The 22,792-nt window shown below is 28.7% G+C and carries 12 protein-coding genes; 7 read left to right on the forward strand and 5 right to left on the reverse strand.

Annotated elements, in window-relative coordinates:
• Positions 1-34 precede the first annotated feature (34 nt).
• The 4 genes from folC to ERCISPPS3390_RS01805 all read left to right on the forward strand — a co-directional run bounded on the left by folC (position 35) and on the right by ERCISPPS3390_RS01805 (position 7,707).
• On the forward strand, positions 35-1,285 hold the full coding sequence (folC, locus tag ERCISPPS3390_RS01790; RefSeq protein WP_231517344.1) for a bifunctional tetrahydrofolate synthase/dihydrofolate synthase: 1,251 nt from the start codon (positions 35-37) through the stop codon (positions 1,283-1,285).
• An 884-nt stretch (positions 1,286-2,169) separates the two neighbouring features.
• Positions 2,170-2,814 carry an adenylate kinase gene (adk, locus tag ERCISPPS3390_RS01795; RefSeq protein ID WP_197095137.1) on the forward strand — a complete coding sequence of 215 codons (645 nt, stop codon included), beginning with the start codon at positions 2,170-2,172 and terminating at the stop codon, positions 2,812-2,814.
• A 1,925-nt stretch (positions 2,815-4,739) separates the two neighbouring features.
• Positions 4,740-5,675, forward strand: coding sequence for a type I pantothenate kinase (gene coaA / locus ERCISPPS3390_RS01800; protein ID WP_197095138.1), 936 nt, complete (start codon positions 4,740-4,742; stop codon positions 5,673-5,675).
• A gap of 907 nt (positions 5,676-6,582) precedes the next feature.
• Positions 6,583-7,707, forward strand: coding sequence for a class I SAM-dependent methyltransferase (locus ERCISPPS3390_RS01805; protein ID WP_197095139.1), 1,125 nt, complete (start codon positions 6,583-6,585; stop codon positions 7,705-7,707).
• Positions 7,708-9,559: 1,852 nt separating this feature from the next.
• Here ERCISPPS3390_RS01805 and lnt read toward each other — a convergent pair.
• The 3 genes from lnt to hemG all read right to left on the reverse strand — a co-directional run bounded on the left by lnt (position 9,560) and on the right by hemG (position 14,989).
• Complete coding sequence (gene lnt / locus ERCISPPS3390_RS01810; protein WP_197095140.1) at positions 9,560-11,089, reverse strand: apolipoprotein N-acyltransferase; 1,530 nt, start codon at positions 11,087-11,089, stop codon at positions 9,560-9,562.
• A 1,177-nt stretch (positions 11,090-12,266) separates the two neighbouring features.
• The gene (ybeY, locus tag ERCISPPS3390_RS01815) at positions 12,267-12,734 is read right to left on the reverse strand and encodes an rRNA maturation RNase YbeY (protein WP_197095141.1); all 468 of its coding nucleotides are present in this window, start codon (positions 12,732-12,734) and stop codon (positions 12,267-12,269) included.
• A 1,721-nt stretch (positions 12,735-14,455) separates the two neighbouring features.
• Positions 14,456-14,989, reverse strand: coding sequence for a menaquinone-dependent protoporphyrinogen IX dehydrogenase (gene hemG / locus ERCISPPS3390_RS01820; protein WP_197095142.1), 534 nt, complete (start codon positions 14,987-14,989; stop codon positions 14,456-14,458).
• Between the two features lie 1,027 nt (positions 14,990-16,016).
• Between hemG and fruB the strand changes: the two genes are divergently transcribed.
• The 3 genes from fruB to fruA are packed head-to-tail and all read left to right on the forward strand — an operon-like array spanning position 16,017 to position 19,802.
• Entirely contained in the window at positions 16,017-17,156 is a 1,140-nt protein-coding gene (gene fruB, locus ERCISPPS3390_RS01825) for a fused PTS fructose transporter subunit IIA/HPr protein (protein WP_197095143.1), read from the forward strand.
• Positions 17,149-18,111 (forward strand): 1-phosphofructokinase, encoded by a 963-nt coding sequence (fruK, locus tag ERCISPPS3390_RS01830; RefSeq protein WP_197095144.1) that lies wholly within the window; start codon positions 17,149-17,151, stop codon positions 18,109-18,111. Before fruB ends, fruK begins: the two co-directional genes overlap by 8 nt.
• A complete protein-coding gene (fruA, locus tag ERCISPPS3390_RS01835; RefSeq protein ID WP_197095145.1) occupies positions 18,111-19,802 on the forward strand; it encodes a PTS fructose transporter subunit IIBC in 1,692 nt (563 codons plus the stop codon). The genes fruK and fruA overlap by 1 nt, the downstream gene beginning before the upstream one ends.
• Positions 19,803-19,870: 68 nt before the next feature.
• Here fruA and nfo read toward each other — a convergent pair whose 3' ends face one another.
• Both nfo and mepM read right to left on the reverse strand, forming a co-directional pair.
• Positions 19,871-20,725, reverse strand: a complete 855-nt coding sequence (gene nfo / locus ERCISPPS3390_RS01840) for a deoxyribonuclease IV (RefSeq protein ID WP_197095146.1) — start codon at positions 20,723-20,725, stop codon at positions 19,871-19,873.
• 733 nt (positions 20,726-21,458) lie between these two features.
• The gene (gene mepM, locus ERCISPPS3390_RS01845; protein WP_197095147.1) at positions 21,459-22,790 is read right to left on the reverse strand and encodes a murein DD-endopeptidase MepM; all 1,332 of its coding nucleotides are present in this window, start codon (positions 22,788-22,790) and stop codon (positions 21,459-21,461) included.
• Between the last annotated feature and the right edge of the window lie 2 nt (positions 22,791-22,792).

Genomic DNA, 22,792 nt, shown 5'->3' on the forward strand with positions numbered 1-22,792 from the left:
AGTAATCAACATCATAAAATATCATGGATACTTTTTGAAAATTAAATCAACACTGAGTGAATGGTTGCACCACATTCAGAATTTACATGCTCAACCAATTGATCTAGGGATTGAACGTGTTAGACATGTTGCCATGGTTCTAAATCTTCTTACTCCTGCTTCTATTATATTTACTGTTGCTGGAACCAATGGAAAAGGTACTACTTGTCGGGCTATAGAGCTAATTTTATTAGCCTCAGGTTATCAGGTGGGAGTCTATAATTCTCCGCATCTTATGCATTATAATGAACGTATACGAATCCGCGGGAGGGAAGTAACAGAAGAAGAACTTATTACATCATTTTCAGTAGTTGACATGGGACGTAAAAATATTTCACTAACTTATTTTGAGTTTGGAACGTTGTCCGCTCTATGGTTATTTAGAGAGGCAAAACTAGATATTGTTATCCTAGAGGTTGGTCTTGGTGGTCGGTTAGATGCCACGAACATTGTTGATGCAGATATAGCTATAATTACAAGTATCGCACTAGATCACACGACGTGGTTAGGGTCAGATCGTGAAAGTATCGGTCGAGAGAAGGCTGGTATATTTCGCACTGGTAAGCCGGCGGTAGTTGGTGATCCAGGCATGCCTAATTCCATTAGAAAAGTAGCACAATATATAGGGGCAAAGCTACACCAAAGAAATCGTGATTGGTCCTATAGCGTCACCGGAAATAGTTGGGAATTTGAAGATGTTAATGGAAAGATTAGCTTTATTCCATTACCAAAAATACCTATAGATAATGCTGCCACTGCTATTGCAGCAGTACGCATATCACCAATAAAAGTTCATGATGCGATGATTCGTGATATTTTGCCACAAGCCGCTCTTCCTGGTCGATTTCAGATAGTATCTAAGTCGCCTTGGGTTATTTTGGATGTAGCACATAATCCTCATGCAGCGCATTATTTATCTAAACAACTTAAAAAAATAAAACAATACGCCAAAATACATGCAATAGTAGGTATGCGCCAGGATAAAGATATCTCTAATACCTTGAATTATTTGGTACCCCAGATAGATTACTGGTACTGTGCATCACTAACACAACCGCGTGGAAGTAGCGCTGTTCATATTATGTCTTATCTTAAAAAAGCAATGTGTTTTAAATCAGTCTCTAATGCATGGCATTATGCATTAGAAAACGCTAATTCACGGGATATTATCATTGTTTTTGGATCTTTTTATACTGTCTCCGAGGTAATGACTGCTCGTCTTGCTACATATACCTCAATATTTTGAATTAAATAAAAATTACGCATATGCGTAACGTGTAACGCTGTAGAGCTTATAATGAGTAATTTTTATATTATCAGTATTAAAATAAGTATATTGGATCACATCATATTTACTTGCTGTGCGAGTTTTTTAGTTCAGAATCTTATTACGATAGATTAAAAGACTGGTAATTTTGCCATATCGAATCAGGTGCTTGATGATAAGATTGTGTCTTGATAATAATAGAATGTAATATGTATTACGAATTCACGAACCATCTAATACTAAGCATAGCGTGTATAAAATAAATATTTTTCTAAAAAATTTTAACATGATAATATATCAGAGTAAAATATAACATTGATATCATCGCTGCAATACAAATTATAATAATGTAAAAGATAAAGAGCATGATTCAATTTTTAGTTACATATATGTTTAGTCACATATATGTTGATATTTAATCTTTAAATTAAGGTACCAAATATTTATTTGATACCATATAAATTAATAGAGAATGTATTTTATACATGTGCTACATCAAATTCTAGATAGCATTAAAATTTACTGAATGTTCAACTTAGAAGATAAAACTTTTCATTACATGCATGTGGTTTAAATATTTTGATGAAAATAAAAAACCTTCAAATTTGTTACTTTTAGTCAATTAATAATGTGAAAAATATCAGTGAAGAATTATTACCATCCAATATACTATTAAAGTATCTTGTTAGTTTAAGTTACTAGTATTTCACGCTATACTGCTAATATCTATTAAAACAGATTGTCTCACGACCCTTACTTGTGGTTATGATGCCGAGATGCTATCTTTTAATTATTGCAAAAAAAAGATTCATGCACTCATGCGCTCATGTACTCATGCATTCATGAATGAGGAGAGTATTATAATGCGTATTATTCTGCTTGGGCCACCTGGATCAGGAAAGGGAACTCAGGCTAATTTTATTACAAGTCAATACAGTATTCCAATTATCTCCACGGGTGAGATATTACGTACTGCTGTAAAATATAACTCAAAGCTTGGAAAACAAATTAAGAAAACTATGGATGCTGGAAAGTTGGTTACTGAAGAAACTGTTATTGCCTTAGTAAAGAAACGCCTATCTCAAGCAGATTGTTGCACAGGTTTTTTATTAGATGGTTTTCCTCGTACGATTTTTCAAGCGAATGCTATGAAAGCATTAGGTATTAAGGTTGATCATATTTTAGAATTTCAGGTTCCAGATCAATTAATTATTGAAAGACTCACTGGCCGTCAAATACACGAAAGATCAGGTCGGATTTATCACACACAATTTAATCCGCCAAAAACCCCAGGCAAAGATGACATAACTGGGGAGCCATTAATTATGCGTAACGATGATGAAAGGGAAATAGTTTACCAACGATTAACTGAATATCATCAAAGAACGGCCCCTCTGATAAAACATTATACTACAGAAATGTTAATGGATAATACGAGGTATCATCAACTTGACGGCACACTTCAAATGACTATACTTAAAAAAATAATTTCAAATATTCTTGATTAATTCTGTTAAGTATTATATTTTAATAATTTTTTATTATTATTCAATATCATCACTGTATTTAATTTAAAGTTTAAATTTCTCTATGTTATCTATCATAACTTTGCAAAAAATCTGTTTCTACTAATCATATCTTATAATCAAGTGTTATTATTTTTTGATAGAGAAATTAAAATATCTTATTTATTATCATCTTAGTATATATATTATAATAGTATTATTTACTATGTTTTTCCAGTAACCTATATCATTTATCATTCTCCATATAAGTTAATTTGTGGGATTTTTACAAAAAAATGTACATTAACCATACTATGGTACGTTACTTATTAAGTATAAGAATGTATCTAAGTTACATAAAATCCTAACTTAATAAATTTAATAAGTGAGTATTTAAATAATTTAGTACAATTGTTATTGTATAAGCAACAACAAATACTACAATAGTATTGTTAAACTATTTTTTACTATTTATATGATAAACTTTAGTTATTTATTTATATTTCCTGGATCATAAAAGAGAAACGATATTACTTATAATTATACATCCAAATTACTTATTATACATCGCTTATGTTTGCTACTTAATATTCCACTTACGTCAGTTTTTTTGTATCTTATGGTGTATATTATATGGTAAGTTGTAGTTAACAGAAGATATATAAGAATATTTTTATTATTGATTGATTACTTTTCGAGATAGGGTTAAAACTCAGGTTTAATTATCATTAGTGCTATAATGAAAGATTATAATTATCAGTTCCAATGAAAATTGGATATATAACTAATATATCAGATATCAATCATCATATCTATGTTTAGATAAAATGTTACTGATAATTGACATTTTTTTAAAATATCTGCATATCTGAACATAGTAATTAAAATCTCTATATGGAATGTATTTTGTAATTTAAATGAATTTTTATCGAGCAAGAATATTCTTCAATATCTTTAAATAAATCTTAAAAAATAAAAACCCTAAAAAATAATTATAATATATCTTGTTTTAAGATAAATGCTGAACGATTTTATATAAAAATTTTAGATGAGGATCGATTGTATTAGTTATAATTCGCAATTATTATATGTTAGGTAAAAATAAAATAAAATTTTTTATTTTATTTTTACCTAACGAAATTATCTATTTTAAATGCTATACTACAGACAAGTCAATAAACTGTATATTACATGATAAATGATTTTATCAGTTCTTATGGTAATTGTCTTCTTTTAAAAAAAGAAAATACTTTACAACATATCTATCTATATAATCACGTTAATACTAATAATGTATTTTTATTATCTTTACTAAGATAGTCATCTATTATCGTTATAAATATATTTATGTAACTTCTGTAAGTAGAATAAAGATTGTTTAAGAGTCAAAATACTATGAATATAATCTCATTTCTGCAATTATGAATTAAAATAAATTCGAAATATTATATACATAATATATGTGCATGCAATTTATATGATAGTCATTGGGTTTTCGTAGCAAAAATATTGATAGATCATAGGAGTTCTAAAAGTCATGATGATATTTATCCATGGTTTGTATTAATTGAGATAAAATAAAAAAGATCCTATTAATTTAATTAATAGTTACATTTTATAGTCTTATTTTTTAATTTGATGTTTTATTAGTGATAATTTTGTGTATTTTTAAATCAAAATTGATATATATTATGTTTTTTGCAGAATAGTTTTTTGTTTTAAATAAATATAAAACTGTCTAATAGACCGCTAGTAATCATGTCTTGTTAAAAAATTTTATTTTTTATTCTGAATAATTTATAACTATTATTTTATAGAGTTATTTGTGTTATATCATTTATAATGATTAGGACCGGTATTCAGTTGCTAAGCTATTGGGTGAAATTGTTTAAATTTCTATTAGTAGCACACATGAGAACAAAGACTCTATGCGAACCATACCTTATTGGTACTTTAATCGCACCCAATGGGCGGGATTACCTGATGCAGTACCAAGAACCTTGCAAAAGAGCGAGCTCATCCGTTTAAAACGGGTAAACGCAGATCTTTCAATGCAAGAGGTTATAGAGATTTATTTACCGCTTGCTCAATTAATACATTTCTATATAACTTCTAACGTAAAACGTGAAATGGTACTCAAGAAATGCTTTGGGGCGAATAGTAAAAAAATTCCTTATATTATTAGTATCGCTGGTGGCGTTTCAGTGGGTAAGAGCACTACAGCTCGTATATTACAGGTACTATTAAGTCGATGGCCGGTGTATCAGTACGTTGAATTAATCGCAACTGATGGATTTTTATACCCAAATTCTATTTTAACCGAACGCGGGTTAATACAAGAAAAAGGCTTTCCCTCATCTTATGATATAAATCGTTTAGTAAAATTTGTTGCAGATTTAAAATCAGGTGTTTCACAGGTTAACGCGCCGGTGTATTCTCATTTAATATATGATATTGTCCCATCCTGTCATAAAACTATCCGACATCCGGATATTCTTATATTAGAAGGTTTAAACGTTTTACAACGTAACACGAATTATTCTCACAATTATCATAAGATTTTTATATCAGATTTTGTAGATTTTTCAATTTATATTGATGCACCAAATGAGCTATTAAAAAATTGGTACACTAGTCGTTTTCTAAAATTTTGTCAAAACTCTTGCATTAATCCATCTTCCTATTTTCATGATTATGCAAAATTATCCTCTCGGGACGCTATGTTAATTGCAAGTAACATATGGAATGAGATCAACTATAGAAATTTAAGAGAAAATATTTTACCGACACGAAAATATGCCAATTTAATTATGACAAAAACTTATAATCACGCCATCTCTTTAGTAAGATTAAAAAAAGAATAAAACTAAGAAGATCAGCTTATATATTTGTCAATTTTTTATAAAAAGGTTGATATTAAAAATCAATTTTTAAGTATCATATATAAAATACATTATGTGAATCAGGATAGAATCCGTAACATAATTTTAGAGTATTAGCTAATAATAAGATATATTCGTATTTATCGTACATAAAAAGTTCTGCGTTAGCCAAGTCTTAATAATTAGATAATTTGTATTATGTTATATAAATAACAATAAGTTAATTTAGTTTACATTATAATCATTAAGGTTAATAGTTAGTACATAAACTTGTTTTTGTATAATATACATAAAAATCAGTATCTGCTGATCTATGCAATGCATTTGGTTCCCTGGGATGAGAAACTGAACTAAAATTACACTAACTACTCAACGTAGAGTGTATCAATTAATATTTAAAGCATTTTATCTAGTGATATGCGTTATCCTTAAAATGATGTGAATCATATGTGATTTTAAAAATCAGACTGATTTTTCAAAAAGACAACCTCTGCTGACTGGAGTTTTAAAAACCATAATATATTAACATTATTGATATAGATAGCTAAATAAAATTCAGTCTATAAGATTAAAAAAATCTTTTTATACTATATACATTGCCTCTAACTAGTTTCTTCTAACTAATATATGCCAGTGAAATAGTTATCTAAAAATAACAGAATTGATAATAACCTAGTCATGCTATAGATTTTCTCATAAAAATATAATCTTTTTATAATATAGGTATTCTTTTGTTTAGCGCTAGATGTTACAAATAGATTAATCATAATTAACTGCAGATTTCATTTTTTTATTAAAAGTTATTAATGTTAGTTATATCTAATGCAACTCCTGAAAAATGGTTTGAGAAAAAGAAATATTTATCTATTACTATTATTTAAGGTGCATTATGAAGATCTATAATGAATTATATAATATATCCTTATTAGATTCTATAACGCAGAATTTTTCATATTATCAACAACAGATAAATAATCAGCTTAAAGATATTCATGGCATACAGGAGTACATTCAGAAATATAACCAAATAATAGATCAAAAAAAAGACATATATGTAAATCAATATGTTATAGATTACGCTAATCGCCTACGCAAAAATATTAAAAAACTAGATACATGGGCAAGAATTCAGGGCATTGAATGTTATCGCATCTATGATCGAGACTTACCAGATTGCAAGGTTTCTGTGGATCGTTATGGTAATTGGATCGTTATTCATGAGTATGCACCGCCGACCACTATTAACACATTTAAAACGCTCCAGCATCTTTTAAATATTATCTCTACTACCTTGGAGGTACTTAAACAACCAGTCAATAGAGTAGTATTAAAAACTCGAATTAAACAAAAAGGAAAGGAACGGCAGTATAAAAAAATAGACCAGAATGACAATTATCTTTTAGTGGCTGAATTTGATGCAAAATTATTGGTTAATTTAACTGATTATATTGATACTGGACTTTTTTTAGATCAGCGCATTATACGAAAAATACTAGGGAAACTTAGTAGGGGAAAAGACTTTTTAAATCTATTCTCATATACTGGTAGCGCTAGTGTATATGCTGGGCTAGGGGGAGCCTTGAGCACAACAAGTATTGACATGTCTCACACATATCTTGCATGGGCCAAGCGGAACATGTGCCTCAACGGCCTCTCTGGAAATAAACATTACTTTGTTAGAGCTAACTGCTTACACTGGATTCGCCATGCTACAGAAAAGTTCGATATAATTTTTGTTAATCCTCCTACTTTTTCTAATTCAAAAAAAATGAACAGAAGTTTTGATGTACAACGCGATTACCTAGAATTGCTTTGGTACTTAAAACGTTTGTTACGTATGCACGGAAAAATATTTTTTTCTAACAATAAACATGGGTTTAAAATGCACTTATTTGGCTTGGAATCTATAGGGATGATAGCTACTGAGATCACTGCTAAAATCCAATCTAAAGATTTCACTCATGCTCACTCTATAATAAAATGTTGGATTATAACGCATTCTAGTAAAGATTAAAAAATTTACAATTAATGACATTAGTTTTTATGATAATCTCCAAAATCAAAAAGAATAAATTATAAGACAATTTTTAACTATATTATAATTTCTGTATGCTGCAGAACATAAGTTATAGAGATATTCTATAAACAATATCTCGAAAATCTGATGAGTCATATAAAAACATATTATTTTTAATAAACATTTTTATACAAGCATTATGCTCTTAACAGAAAATTATTTTATACTCTTAGATAAGAATAAATTAGGCGCTATAGTTTTTAGCAAAATATATTTATTGTTTATCTGCGTTAAGAATAATCAGTTTATTGGTATTCAGATAATTACAAATTATGATGATTATCAAAAGCTTTGCTCTATACTAAGTGACTATTATTAGAATATATACAATGAAATTTTATAAAATATTAAGCATTATAACGAATTTTGGATTTTAAATGCTTTTAAAGAGTTATAAATTTAAATAAGAACAAATATTGTGTTATTATTGACTATTATCAATAACTTATCTCTGATAATATCATTAATATATCTTGCATTATACTGAAAAAGTATCATTATTTACATATCCTTAATAGCTCTTAAATGTTATGCAAAACAATATTTAGAATATAAGCTCAGATGCTAAGTGACATCATATAAAAAATATCAGTAAAGAATCTCTGTATATTATTGATTAGTGAAAAGCATTGGGTATTTTATACCAACATGGTATTTAATAAAATTTGGAAGGATTGTTGTAATCCGATATTAGAAAATACATAAAATCACAACATACATAATTTATAGTTTGCAACCCAATGCAGATTCTCTCAGGATAATTATTTATTTTTTGGTAATATATATAATTTTATTAATCATTATATAGTTATTAGAATACATAACTATAAAATATTTTTTATAGATTTTTATTAATTTGACACTAAAGATATGACTAAATCACTAAAGATATGACTAAATCATATTTTGAAAAATGTAGTGATATTCAAAAATATGTAACATTTCATAATAAAGTAAGTCAGAAAGCAATACATACTACATTAATAAAAAATATTTAATATTGTATTATATTTTTATAAAAAATTATCATTGTATTGTAAAATTAGAAATATATAACAATAATTATATTTTATTTTTTTAAAATTTTAAAATATTCCTGCATCAAACCATCAAAATAGATTTTGTAGTTAAATGTTATTTAATAGAAATACTTGATAGCTGAAAAATAAATAAATACTCTTCAATGTGTTTTCTGGGTAATGCAAAGATCGCTATCAGCAATGATAATCGTAAATATAATTATATCAATTATTTTCCCTCTCATCTAACAACCTAATTAGTTTATTAAACCTTTTTAGTTGTTAGATAAGAGGGAAACTATGTAGAATTATTCATGTTGGTAGAATAATATTCTATGCTCATTAAAAAATTGTCAATATAAAGGTAATTTTTTATTTTTTGCATCAATCTAGCAAGGGATGATATAATTTATGTTATTAGTTTACCAACTCTGGCTTAAAACGCTATTTCTCTTTAAATTATAAAAATCTAATATTAAGCACTAGTTATAAACTCATAGGATATTACAATAATCTTGTAATATAAAATATGATTTTGATCATAAATATATTATGACAAAGTTATTCAGAATCAAATTCTAAATAAGGTTATATAAAATATATATTTTATATTTTATTCGTTTTTCTAGTATGTTATCTCTATAATAATTTGTGAATATTTACTGAAGCAATTATACTAAATAATAAAATTATATATTGCATCAGGGTTAAATTCAGTAGATTATGTTAACCATGCATGTTAGATTTTTTAAAAATATTAGTTACATAATTTAAATATGTAAAAAAATACACAATAACCAAATAAGAGAAAATAATAATGTTAAACCCCATGCCAAAAAGTGCCCAAATCGTACATAAGGTGTTAAACCAGAAGTTGGTGTCACCTGCGCCATTAAAACCTTTGATTCACATTGTGGAATTATATGAGAAATTTCACCGTTAGCATTAATAATGGCTGTTACACCATTATTTGTAGCATACAATAGGGGTCTTCCTAGTTCTAGCGCGCGCATTTGTGCCATTTGTAGGTGTTGCCATGGGCAAGTTGAACTTCCAAACCACGCGTCATTTGATATAGTTAGTAAAAAATCAGTATCTGTACGTATATTATCGCGCATTTTTTGTCCTAATATTACTTCATAGCATAACGCTGGGGTAATATGATAACCTGCTACTTGTAACTGAGGCTGAATATATTTTCCTTGACTAAATTCAGATGGCAAAAAATCAAAAAACGGTATAAAAAATCGTAAAATAGTTTTTAAAGGAAGATATTCGCCAAAAGGTACTAAATGGTTCTTTTGATAACGATTTTCACTCCAGTAACGATAAGGAATATCGCTACCTACTACAATAATTGTATTATAAGTAGAATAGCTGTTCATTTCAAAACGAGAATCTATAATTCCAGTGACTAAAGTAGTTCCAGACATTCGTAGAGTTTTATCACTAGATTGCAGAAAAAATTGCTGATTAGATTCAAAATCAGGTAGAGCAGATTCAGGCCATATGATAATTGCTACTTTTCCAACATAGGGCTTACTGAGTTGCATATAAATTGAGAGAATCTTTTCTATCTGCTCAGGAGACTGTATTACTGATGGAGAGATATTGCCTTGAACTAAAGCAACATTTACCATACGTTCCTTTATTGGTAAATACCAAGTTATTTTACTTAATACCACACTAATTATAAATATTAGCGGAATGAAGACTATAACAATAAATCGATTTTTTAAAAGTGCATACACAACTAATCCAGAAATCATCATTAAGAAAAAAGTTATTGATTCCACTCCCATTAATGGAGCTAGACCTTTGAGTGGGCCATTAATTTGACTATAACCAAATTGTAACCATGGAAAGCCAGTTAATACCCAACTACGAAAAAATTCAGTAATTTGCCAAATTATTGGAGCCACGATTGTTAGGCGAAGAAATAAATTTGTGGCACATAGCTTGTCTAGTAGTACAATAAATAAAAGAGGGTATAAAGCTAGATAAGAAGATAGTAAAAATAAAATAAAAATACTAAATATACAAGAAATTCCATAAAAAGTGTTAATGCTGATATAAACCCAATGCAATCCGCTACCAAAGAAACCTAAGCCCCATATAAACGAAATTGTGCTCGCCTGGCGCATAGTTCGATGCAATGTTAAACTCTGTAATCCACATAATGACGCAATGGCAGCCTGCCAAAAGTCGTATGGAGAGAAACTCAGTGTACCAAGAGCACCTGTAAAAAATGCTGCAAATAAACGTAAATACTGATTATAGGAGTTGCTTAAGAGTTCCATATGAGAAACATATTATGTTGGCTTATCATGATATTTATCTAGTTAATATATTTAGTGAATTGATTCACTATTATCTTTCTAATGTGATAATGACCATTAATGGTTTTAGATATATACAAAAATATTTTTTAACATTAATTTTTATAAAATATAATATTTTGAATAAAATTCATATAATAATTAATAAAAAATTATATTGAATATATATAAAATATTAATGATTAATAAAAATTATTATATAGTTTTTAAATATTTTTAAAACAGTTATATATAGCATTAGTGTTTGATGTTAAATATTTGAATTTATATAATAAAAGAACTATTTTTTGTATGATAAGTTTTCACTATCATTTATATATAACTATATTATAATACATATAATATGTGATAAATTTATTAGTCTTGCTAACTATATAAATCCAATTTATTTTTTTAAAATTTAAAAAAATCAAAAATAATAAATATTATAAAATCTAATAAAATATTTTAATTTTTATTATTTAAATTAACATTAAGACTTTATCATTAAACTAAATAGAAATAAAAGAGTCTTTTATTAGTTAATACTTATTAGTTAAATATATAAATATATAAACTACTACATATAGATATAGCTATATAAGAGAATCTCTGATAACTTTGAAATATATATAATAATATTATTTAATATTTTATTTTTTAAAAAAATTATTTTTTTAAAAAATTAGAATTTTTCTTTTAAGTAATTTTATAAATAAATTAAAGTTTATGTATTAATATATTATATTATAATATACATTATAATATAATATATTAATACATAAACTTCTGTTTCTTTTAGGGGCAAGGAATTAACAATAGATAAAAATATTTAATTTACAATTTTTGAGACATTATAATTTTTAATGATTAGAAACATAACTGATTACATTAGTAATTGTGTAAAATATGTGATAAATATAAAATAAAACAGTAGTAAATTGTTACTACTCGATGATCTATCTATTGGTTACTAACCTAATATTAAAAATAGATGTATATCTAAATAATTTTTATTATTATTTACTGAGTAAATGGTGATAGAAATATTTTTCTTTACTATAAAGAATAATTAATTGATTAAAATTAGAATAAAAAATCAGATCAGTAGAGTGATAACCAAAAATTTTTATTTTTATCACTATGTTAATAAACAAATTTATTCTATGTTGGCTATGTAGGGATCTGAATAACCAAGTAATAATATGATTTTAGTCTCTAATTTTTCCATTTCTTCTGCGGTAGACTGCGAGGAATGATCATAACCCAATAAATGCAGACTGCCATGAATAGTCATGTGCGCCCAATGCGCTTCAAGTGATTTATTCTGTGACAATGCTTCTAACTCGACAACTTGACGGCAAATCACTAAATCACCTAATAAAGGTATTTTTATATAAGAAGGCGCTGTAAAAGGAAAAGAAAGAATATTAGTTGGTTGATTTTTTTTACAAAACATCCAGTTTAATGCACGGCTTTCTTTTTCATCGACTAGACGAATAGTAATCTCTTTTTTTTGTTTACACTTTGGTAGAGCTGCCGACACCCATTTTAAAAAATTAGATTTTTTCGGTAAACCCTGTGGCATGCTACAGGCAATCTGAAGATTTAAAATTATAACACTCATCAATTCTCCTACAAACATATGGGTGTATTTAAGTAAGTTGAAAATTATTATCTATTAAGAATCTTTTCTTAAAATAATTACATATGAATAGCACTGAAAGTGCTCTTATGTTATCCATTTCTTTTATTTATATAATAAAATAATTAAATTATGACTGGATGTAACAACTTATGATGTATTCACTTTAGTGAAAGCTATTTATTAGGACTTTTTACAATTATTATTAAATATATAAATATATATACATACATACAATATTTAGATTTAATAACTAAAAATATAATCAATTTTTATTTAGATTTAATTTATTCAATAGTATTGAATTAATATTTTTAATCACTGATGATTAGTGCAGCACTATTTTTATAGTAAAGAAAATAATTACTATAAACATAGAAATTAAAAGATTTTTACTGGTTTTTATTATTTTTCATAATTACTTTATTAAATATTATTAAGTATATATGAATATATATAATTCAGTATTAGGAAGATGAAAATATAAAAATATACTGTTTATAACAATGTGCTATTTGTAAAATTCTATTAATTGTAAAACTAGTAAAATATTTTTTATTAAAAAATATTTTGTAATGATGATTATCATAATGATAATTATTTAACGTAGTAACTTATATTCTAACTACACTTTAATTTCTTCTAATACATTTTTATATTTCAGTGATTAATATTATTTGTCATCGTTAATTATAGTATATATAATTTGTTTCAATTATTCGTTCATAGTCCAAAGATTATATTAGTTAAAAAAATTTATTAATATAATCTCGAGACTCATAAAATAATCATAGAAACCTGTTATTTCTAGTTTATAAAATGTATTTAATTATATTAATGCATTTATATCTAATTTATATCTAAATTATTCATGACTATTTCGTCTGTTATATAATTTTATTAAAAATTAAAAATTAAAAATTAAAAATTAAAAACTTACTGAATTTATGATCTAACTTTTCTTTATGAAATAAAAGCTCAGGTTATGTTCTACTAATTATTTTTTATTTTTTATCACTATGGTTTTATTTATTATCGCATAATGCACAAAGATTTAATCAAGTCATACATAGCCAGAGTATTAATTCTGAATGTCTTATGCTAACAATCAACACTAATGCAATTTATTTAAATTTTTTAATGTGTTTTTATATTACTTTGCGTATATCTCGCCATTGATATATTATTTAATTTATATAGGGCATGCAATCTAAGCATGATTGACGAAATATACACAGTAAAATTTTTTAATTTTGAGACCTTAAAATCAATGCGATATATAAATATAATTTTTTATTATTTAGCTATCAATCTTTATAGATTAAAAAATCTAGTCTGATACTAAAAATTAGATTTCTTTATCTGTCTAAAATTAATAAATAAAAAATTTAGTAAAATAAACATTCAATTTGTGCACTGTTTATAATAAAAACTATAGTATATCGAAGATTATCATCTCCAGTAGCAGACCTGTAATCTTTTATAACTGTATGTTTTTAAACAGTAGACAGCACTCAAGATTAATATAAAATACTCTGAGAGTAATTATTATTGCTCTTTTTTAACATACTGTCTTTTTTTAATTCATGCAATTACAGACCATTGAGGTATATCATACGGGCTCTTGCAGGGAGTATACTGCTAAACTTTACATAAAGATTAAAATCTAAAAATATTTTTTAGATTTAGGAAGGGTTTTTATTTTAAAGTTTGTGAAAGTTTAAAAATTTATTAGCAAAAGAACTTACCTGTGTCCAATCAGTATATTCTATAAATGGTTTTCTGCTATCAGTTTCACCTTGCGTGATGTGCATAATAAGTTTAATCATGAAACGGTCCCAGAAGTTATAATCAGGATAACGCAATGCGCCAGAAAATACCGCACAACAATCAGGTTTCCATAGTGATTTCAACAGGAGTTTTCGAGTATATGGATTGGTTTCTGGTGTGCGTTTTTCTGGCTTACGCGCAACAAGATTGACGGAAAAAAAACCACTAATAACCTGATTTAATATATTTGCATTTTTTTTTATAAATTGTTCGAATGATGGGTGAAAATGACCATAGTAAACCGACGCGCCAATTAGAATTCGATCATATTGCAAGCAATTAATGTCACAAGCGCTTTCTATGTTTTGAGTACAGCACTCCACTTTTTTTTGTAAAATTCGAGAAATATAATATGAAATTTTTCTCGTTTGACCATGACGACTAGAAAATAAGATAAGGATTTTCATTTTATTTTAATTTGACTGTTTCTGAATATTAACACAAATTGCTTAAATTTTATTTTATCAATATAATTAGTTTAAATTAAGATCAACTACTCTAATTGTATAAAAATTTTGTATAAAAATTTTTATACAATTTAATGTCAAAAAAGATGTAATAGTAAGTTTCTGACCTCTTCAATTGATATTTGTTGATGGAAGGATGTCTGTTAAATGGAAAATAAATGACATGCTTAAGATCAAGATTAGAGATTATTTTTTATACTGCATCATGTTCATTATGCGTTGCGTTACTTATAGTAAACAATTATGCATTATGGGTACATCTAATAATAATTTTAATTAATTTTAAAATTACTTTTTCATTCATTATGTTACACTAAATAAATTAAAATTATTTGGAAATAATAAGTACTCATGGTTAATCATAATCTTTCAATTTGTATTAAGTTGTTTTCCAAAAGTAATAATGATTTTTAACTTTATTTGATCTTATGTAATATCTTTCATTAAGTATCTATCAGTCATCAGAAAATGTATTATATTCTAAAATTCTTTGTAATGACTCTGTTAGAGTTATAAGCTATTTCATAGTGCATAAATTATGTCGTAGCATTAAAAATGCAAAGTGATATATAGTAAGAAATATATATTTATCATGTTTTTAAAACATCTGTAATAAAATTAATAGTTAATGTTTTTTATATTAATATGATTAAATCAATCTCATTTAATGAGACATGAAATGATATTTTGTGATTTTGCAATCAATAACAGTGAGTATTTGGTATTCTAATGTTCATTAGATGATAAAAGATAGTATCTTTATAGAAGATTTATAAAAAACATTTAAAATATTATAATTATATAGTTTGAATTTAACGATTCTTAATGTCATGCTACTTTTATTAATAATTTAAAGATACCCCATCAATCTTCATATTATAACACTTGCGTTATGTTATCTCAAAAAAGTAAGATAATAACAAGGAAGACCAGATAAAATGATTTATATTTCGCAACAGGGAGAACTATGTTGCAGCTAGCACTTAACGCCATTACGCCAGGAGCATGGGCGAGCGACAAAAAAGATGCAATTCGTCAAGTTTCCATTGCTTTAGCTGCAGCTGGAAATGTTAGCGGTGACTATTTAGAGGCAATGCTGGAACGTGAAAAACAAACGTCTACTTACTTAGGTAACGGAATCGCTATTCCACATGGAACGATTAATTCTCGTCATTTGGTACTAAAAACTGGTATACAAGTGTTTCAATTTCCACATGGGGTAGATTGGGGAGAACAGCAGATTGCTTATATAGTAATTGGTATCGCCGCTAAATCTGATGAGCACCTTGAGTTGCTGCGACAGATAACTCATTCATTGTATGATGAAAACTTGGCCCAAAAACTTAAAAATACTCATTCAGCTAAAACTTTACGTAGTATATTAATTGGAGAGCAATATTCTACATCATTTTCATTAGATGCTTCGTTAATTACTACCGACATAGAAAACTGTAACTTGATTACGTTACAAGCAATAAATGCAGGTTTATTGAAAAAGGCTGGTTTAGTAGATAGCTCATTTCTTTCGCAGATCCTGTCAGATCCACCTCTTAATCTTGGGCAAGGTATTTGGCTTAATGAAAGCTCTCAAGGAAATTTAATTAATGGTATTGCAATTAGTCGTGCAATGCGACCATTCGATATTCAGGGTGAAAAAGTTTCACTATTAATAACTGTATCTATAATTGATGAAAAACCATTAGTGGTTCTCAACTGCTTGAGTCGTCTTCTAATAAACAATGAATGCGATCAGCTACTTAATGGAGACGCCTATTATATAATTGAATTATTAACCAATGAAACTTTAGATTCGCAAGAATTGGTGGTAACAAAAGAGTTTACAATCAATAACCAACATGGTCTACATGCACGTCCAGGTGCCGCATTGGTTAACTTAATTAAAGGATTTAACTGTAAAGTCAGTGTTATTAATCTTGATGGTAATGGACAACCCGCTAATGGCAGAAGTTTAATGAAGATGGTCTCGCTTGGTGTCAAAAAGGGTCACCGTTTGCGATTTATTGCCAGAGGTCAAGAAGCTCAAAAAATGATGTTGGCAGTTGCAGAAGCGATCTCTAGTGGTTTGGGTGAAAATAAAAATGAGTAAACGCGTAGCGACTGTTACTTTTAATCCGGCCTATGATTTAGAGGGGCGTATTTCACATCTTGTGCGTGGAGAGTTAAACTTAATCAATACAATCAGTATGCATGCTGCCGGTAAAGGGATTAATGTAGCTAAGATACTTAGAGACCTGAATATTGATGTAACAGTTTTTGGTTTCTTAGGAAAAAAAAATCAGGACGGATTTCTTGGTCTTTTTAAAAAAAAAGGCATTATTAATCACTTTAACCTAGTTAATGGATACACCCGTACAAACATCAAGCTAACTGAAGGTAATGGAGAACTGACAGAAATTAATTTTTCCGGATTTAAGGTCACTGCTCAAGAATGGGAAAATTTTTTCACTAAGTCTCACATTATTTTTAATCAGTTCGATATACTCTGTATTAGTGGTAGTCTACCAGATGGTATTGATATCTCTGCTTTTGCATATTGGATGAAACAAGCTCGTAAATATTGTCCATGCGTTGTATTTGACAGTAGTCATGAAACATTCATTGCAGGTCTCACTGCAAAACCTTATCTTATCAAACCTAATCGCCGGGAGCTGGAGACATATATAGGACACCCTTTACCAACTAAAGAAGACGTAATTAATACCGCACAAATTCTTCGTGGAAAAGGTGTTGAACATGTAGTTATCTCAATGGGGGCCGAAGGAGCAATATTGGTTAATTCTAATGGAGTATGGATATCAAAACCGCCATGCTGTGATGTAATTAGTACCGTAGGAGCAGGAGATTCTATGGTTGGTGGTTTAATCTATGGGCTACTTATGAAGCAATCAAGTGAATATATTCTGCGTCTTGCTACTGCTATCTCTGCACTTTCTGTTAACCAAAGCAGTGTTGGTATAACTGACCATACACAATTATCTACGATGATGAAGCGTGTTGATTTATATCCTTATTCAACACTATCCTCTGGAGATATATTATAATGAAAACCTTATTGATCATGGACTCTTCTTTAGGACGATGCGCACAGTATATCGCTGAACGCATTATCACCGAAGCGGCAGGTTCTATTGGTGTAACATTAACGAAAAATATAGAAGAAGCTAATCTAATAGTTGCTTTAGGCAATACACAACCAATAGATCATCGGTTTATTGGTAAATCTATTTACTTGATAGATATCAAGCGCTTTATGCGTGCCCCAAAGAAATTTTTAGCACAAGCCCTAACAGATGCTAAACTATATAGCATGCCAATTTCTCATTCACAATCTATCATAGAGTCAAAAACGCCATGCAAAAGGGTTCTAGCAATCACCGCATGTCCTACAGGCGTAGCGCATACTTTTATGGCTGCTGAAGCACTTAGTATTGAGGCAAAAAAACGAGGTTGGTGGATAAAAGTAGAAACACGGGGTTCAATAGGTACACAAAATATTATTACTAATGATGAAATTGCTTTAGCAGATTTTGTAATTGTTGCCACTGATATTGAAGTAGATTTAATAAAATTTTCCGGTAAAAAAATCTACAGAACTTCAACGTGCTTAGCACTGAAAAATACAAAACAGGAATTAGATAATGCTGTTCTTAAATCCACACCATATCATCCACTGATTAATCATGATAGGGAGAAAAAAAAGCATAATCAAGAGAAGATTAGATCATATCGTCACTTAATGACTGGTATTTCTTATATGTTGCCAATGATTATTTCTGGTGGTCTCATTACTGCTCTTTCTTTTGCAGTTGGCAATGTTGTATGTGATGATTCAGATTTTTTTGTTACAGCACTTAAGCAAATTGGAAATGGCGCTGCACTGATGCTCATAATACCAATTTTATCAGGGTTTATTTCCTTTTCTATTGCTGATCGCCCTGGGTTAACACCAGGCTTTATTGGTGGAATGTTAGCAACTAACATAAATGCAGGTTTTATTGGTGGTATAATGGCTGGCTTTATAGCTGGTTATACTGTTAAGTATCTCAACTCTTATATCCATGTACCAAGTAGCATGGAATCATTAAAACCACTCTTAATTCTTCCTGTACTGTCTAGTCTTTTAACCGGTCTTGTAATGATATACATAGTGGGCAAACCAGTTTCTGGGATAATGTCTAGCCTTACTAGTATTCTGGACAATCTTGGTACGACTAATGCTATCCTTTTAGGAAGTGTTTTAGGTGGCATGATGTGTATTGATATGGGCGGACCACTGAATAAAGTAGCATATGCCTTTGGAATAGGGCTTCTCAGTTCAAAAACTTACACACCAATGGCAGCTATTATGGCAGCTGGCATGGTTCCCCCACTTTCAATGGGGATAGCAACATTAATTGTTCGTAAAAAATTTACTAAAAAACAAAGAGTTTTAGGTAAAACAGCCTTAGTGTTAGGCATTTGTTTTATATCTGAAGGTGCTATTCCATTTGCCGCTCGAGACCCCATACGCGTACTGTCCTGCTGTGCTATTGGTGGTGCAGTGACAGGTGCTATTTCTATGGCTGTTGGAGCTCAATTAATGGTGCCACACGGTGGTTTATTTGTGCTTTTGATGCCTGGGGTAGTGACTCCAATAGTTGGTTATCTGTTTGCGATTATTATAGGCACTTTATTAACAAGTATATCTTACGCAAAGGTAAAACTACCAGATAAGGAGCTTTCTGAATGTTAATAAAAGTCATAACATTAGTTGTCTTTGAAAATAAATGTTAATTTTCTTTTTTTATAGATAAAAATAGATTACGATCTGTTTTTATCTTGTTCGGATTTTAACCAAGTAATTTCCTCTTTCCAGTAATCTTGGTTAGCTGTTTCTAAAATCATTGGTATACAATTAAATTGTTTGTTTTTCATTATCCAACTAAATACTGTAAGTCCTATAGTTCCCTTGCCTAGATTATGGTGACGATCTACCCGACTATTAAATGGACTTTTAGAATCATTAAGATGTAATCCACATAAATATTGAAATCCTACGATTTTGTCAAAGTCAGAAAATGTTTTAATACAAGCATTTTCAGTACGTAGCTCATAACCACTAGCAAAAGCATGACAAGTATCTATACATACGCCAATACGAGATTTATCTTCCACATTATGAATGATAGTGGATAAATGTTCAAATAAAAACCCCATATTACTTCCTTGTCCCGCAGTATTTTCAAGAACAATAGTAACTCCTTTAGTTTTACTAAGAACAATATTAATTGATTCAGCGATACGTTTTAAACACTGATCCTCTGTTATCATGTTTAAATGACTACCTGGATGTATATTTAGCAATGTTAAGTTTAATTGCTGACAGCGGTTAACTTCATCCAGCAAAGCAAAACGAGATTTTTCTAATTTATCTGATACAGGGTGACCTAAATTAATCAGATAGCTACCGTGTGGAATAATTTGTGCTGATGTATATTGATATGTCCTGCATGCGTGATGAAAGGCACAAATTTTCTCAGAAGTAAGAGAAGTTGCGTACCACTGGCGTTGATTTTTAGTAAAAAAAGAAAAAGCTGTAGCTCGTAATTGCACCGCGCGTTCAACTGCTTTATCTAAACCGCCAGCTATGCTAACATGGGCACCAATATATTTCATTGAACCCATCCTAATAAATTGATAAACTTTTTGATAATAATAAAACCCTACTATATTGTGAATAATACGATAAGCATCAGAGCATGAATAGTTCTTCGGACATATTATTGTTAATACTTAATCATCATAAAAAATTTTCATCATATAAACATATGACTGTAAGATATAAAAAATAGTACCTATTTATATAGATAAAATAAAAATTTTATTTAATTGAATTAACATAAAAATTTCATTGTAATTAAATTAAAATTTTTAAATATCATATATTAACACATAATATCACATATTGTTTAATAACGATAAAATATAAATAATTTTTCTTTATATGAAAATTCATATAATTATCTGTAATATAAACATCAGTTTTATATATATCAAAGTGTAAAAATTAATAATACAAGATTATAAGAGTATTTATCGTATATAATATAGATTCATAGTCTCACGCCTCAACATTGCTAGACTGTTATGTTATTGATAAATCAAAAATGCATAAACAATTCTCTTAATTTTTAAATAGACAAGTATTCATCTGATAAGTAAAATGTACTATATGTAACTACATATTTTATATGGGTCTTGTTTGACTTCAAATAAGTTCGTGTAATAATTTATTGACAAAATAATAGCGCGTATTACTTATACTCACATAGTATACAGTATATTTCTTTCATCAGTAATGATTATCCTTTTACTAATTTTAGTATATTCATACTATTACATTTTAATATTACTTTTTATGTAACTGCAGTATTATTTTTTTTGCTTTATCTAAATAATTTCGTCGATTTTTTCCAGTTAACTTCTCCATGCAGGGTAATCTAGCAGTAAGAGGGTTTACAGCTTGATTGTTTACCCAAATTTCAAAATGGACATGTGGTCCAGTAGAGCGCCCAGTATTTCCTGAAAGCGCGATATGTTCACCACGCTTTACCTTCTGACCAACCTTTACTAGTAAGGTATTCAAATGCATGTAACGTGTCATATATTGATGCCCATGTCGTATAGCTACATATTTCCCAGCTGTACTACTAAATCTAGAAACAATGATTTCCCCATCGCCTATTGCTAATACAGGGGTTCCGATAGGAACGGCGAAATCGACACCTTTATGTGGTATAATTTTACCAGTGATCGGATTAGGTCGTTTTAGATTAAACGGAGAAGAAACGCGATATTTTTTTACGGTAGGAAAACGCATAAAGCCACTTGTTAAACCAGACCCTCTATGATCATAGAACTTACCATTAGCTGCTCGAATTGCATAATAATCCCTGCCAGTATTATGCAACCTAACCCCTAACAATTCACTTTTTTGTTTTTTACCATTTAACATCGCATACATTGTTAATATTTCAAAACGATCACCATCACGAAGTTTACGAAAATCGATTTGCCATTGCAAAGATTTAATTACTGCTTGGATCTCTTTAGTGCTTAACCCTGCTAACCTAGCGCTATTAATAAAGCTAGTATTAACTCTCACTGTTGTAATTTTTCGTTGAAACGAATTCATTTTAAGCGATAAAGATACTTTAAAACCTTTTTTAGTCCGTTCATAGCATCTTATTTCACCATTTGAGCGCTCCCATGTTAAGTGTTGCAGTTGGTGTTTATTATTTAGCGTCCATGATAGTTTTTGACCAATATGTAAATTATGCAACCTTCTATCACATCTGATTAATTGAATAATATCCAGTAACTCCACATCATACTGGTTTATTATATTACTAAGTGTATCTCCGTGAGTAACGATATAATCATGGACATTCATTTCACTAGAAATAGCGTTATCCATTTCATCTTTAAGTAAATCTTCCTCAATAGATGGACTTTCTTCGTCAAGAGGTTCGCTATTTTTTGGAAGAGAAGAGCTAGTTGGATTATTTTTAGATTGAGCACGGTCAAGTAATAGATTAGCGCTACTAGCATAGCTAATTTGTAGCTTTGAACTAAAAATAGAAATAATTGATGGCACAACTGTAAATGCGCTAAATATAACAGGGTGAAGACAAAATAAACCATAAAACGCTAAACTAATAACGTTGAGTTTTTTCTGCACAT

The sequence above is a fragment of the Candidatus Erwinia haradaeae genome (genome assembly GCF_900698885.1).
In the GTDB taxonomy this organism is placed as follows: domain Bacteria; phylum Pseudomonadota; class Gammaproteobacteria; order Enterobacterales; family Enterobacteriaceae; genus Erwinia_E; species Erwinia_E haradaeae_H.

Coding starts and splice junctions, on each gene's coding strand:
- fruA (WP_197095145.1), top strand. CDS start 18,111: ATGAAAACCTTATTGATCATGGACTCTTCTTTAGGACGATGCGCACAG.
- coaA (WP_197095138.1), top strand. CDS start 4,740: ATGCGAACCATACCTTATTGGTACTTTAATCGCACCCAATGGGCGGGA.
- ERCISPPS3390_RS01805 (WP_197095139.1), top strand. CDS start 6,583: ATGAAGATCTATAATGAATTATATAATATATCCTTATTAGATTCTATA.
- fruB (WP_197095143.1), top strand. CDS start 16,017: ATGTTGCAGCTAGCACTTAACGCCATTACGCCAGGAGCATGGGCGAGC.
- fruK (WP_197095144.1), top strand. CDS start 17,149: ATGAGTAAACGCGTAGCGACTGTTACTTTTAATCCGGCCTATGATTTA.
- adk (WP_197095137.1), top strand. CDS start 2,170: ATGCGTATTATTCTGCTTGGGCCACCTGGATCAGGAAAGGGAACTCAG.
- lnt (WP_197095140.1), bottom strand. CDS start 11,089: ATGGAACTCTTAAGCAACTCCTATAATCAGTATTTACGTTTATTTGCA.
- hemG (WP_197095142.1), bottom strand. CDS start 14,989: ATGAAAATCCTTATCTTATTTTCTAGTCGTCATGGTCAAACGAGAAAA.
- ybeY (WP_197095141.1), bottom strand. CDS start 12,734: ATGAGTGTTATAATTTTAAATCTTCAGATTGCCTGTAGCATGCCACAG.
- nfo (WP_197095146.1), bottom strand. CDS start 20,725: ATGAAATATATTGGTGCCCATGTTAGCATAGCTGGCGGTTTAGATAAA.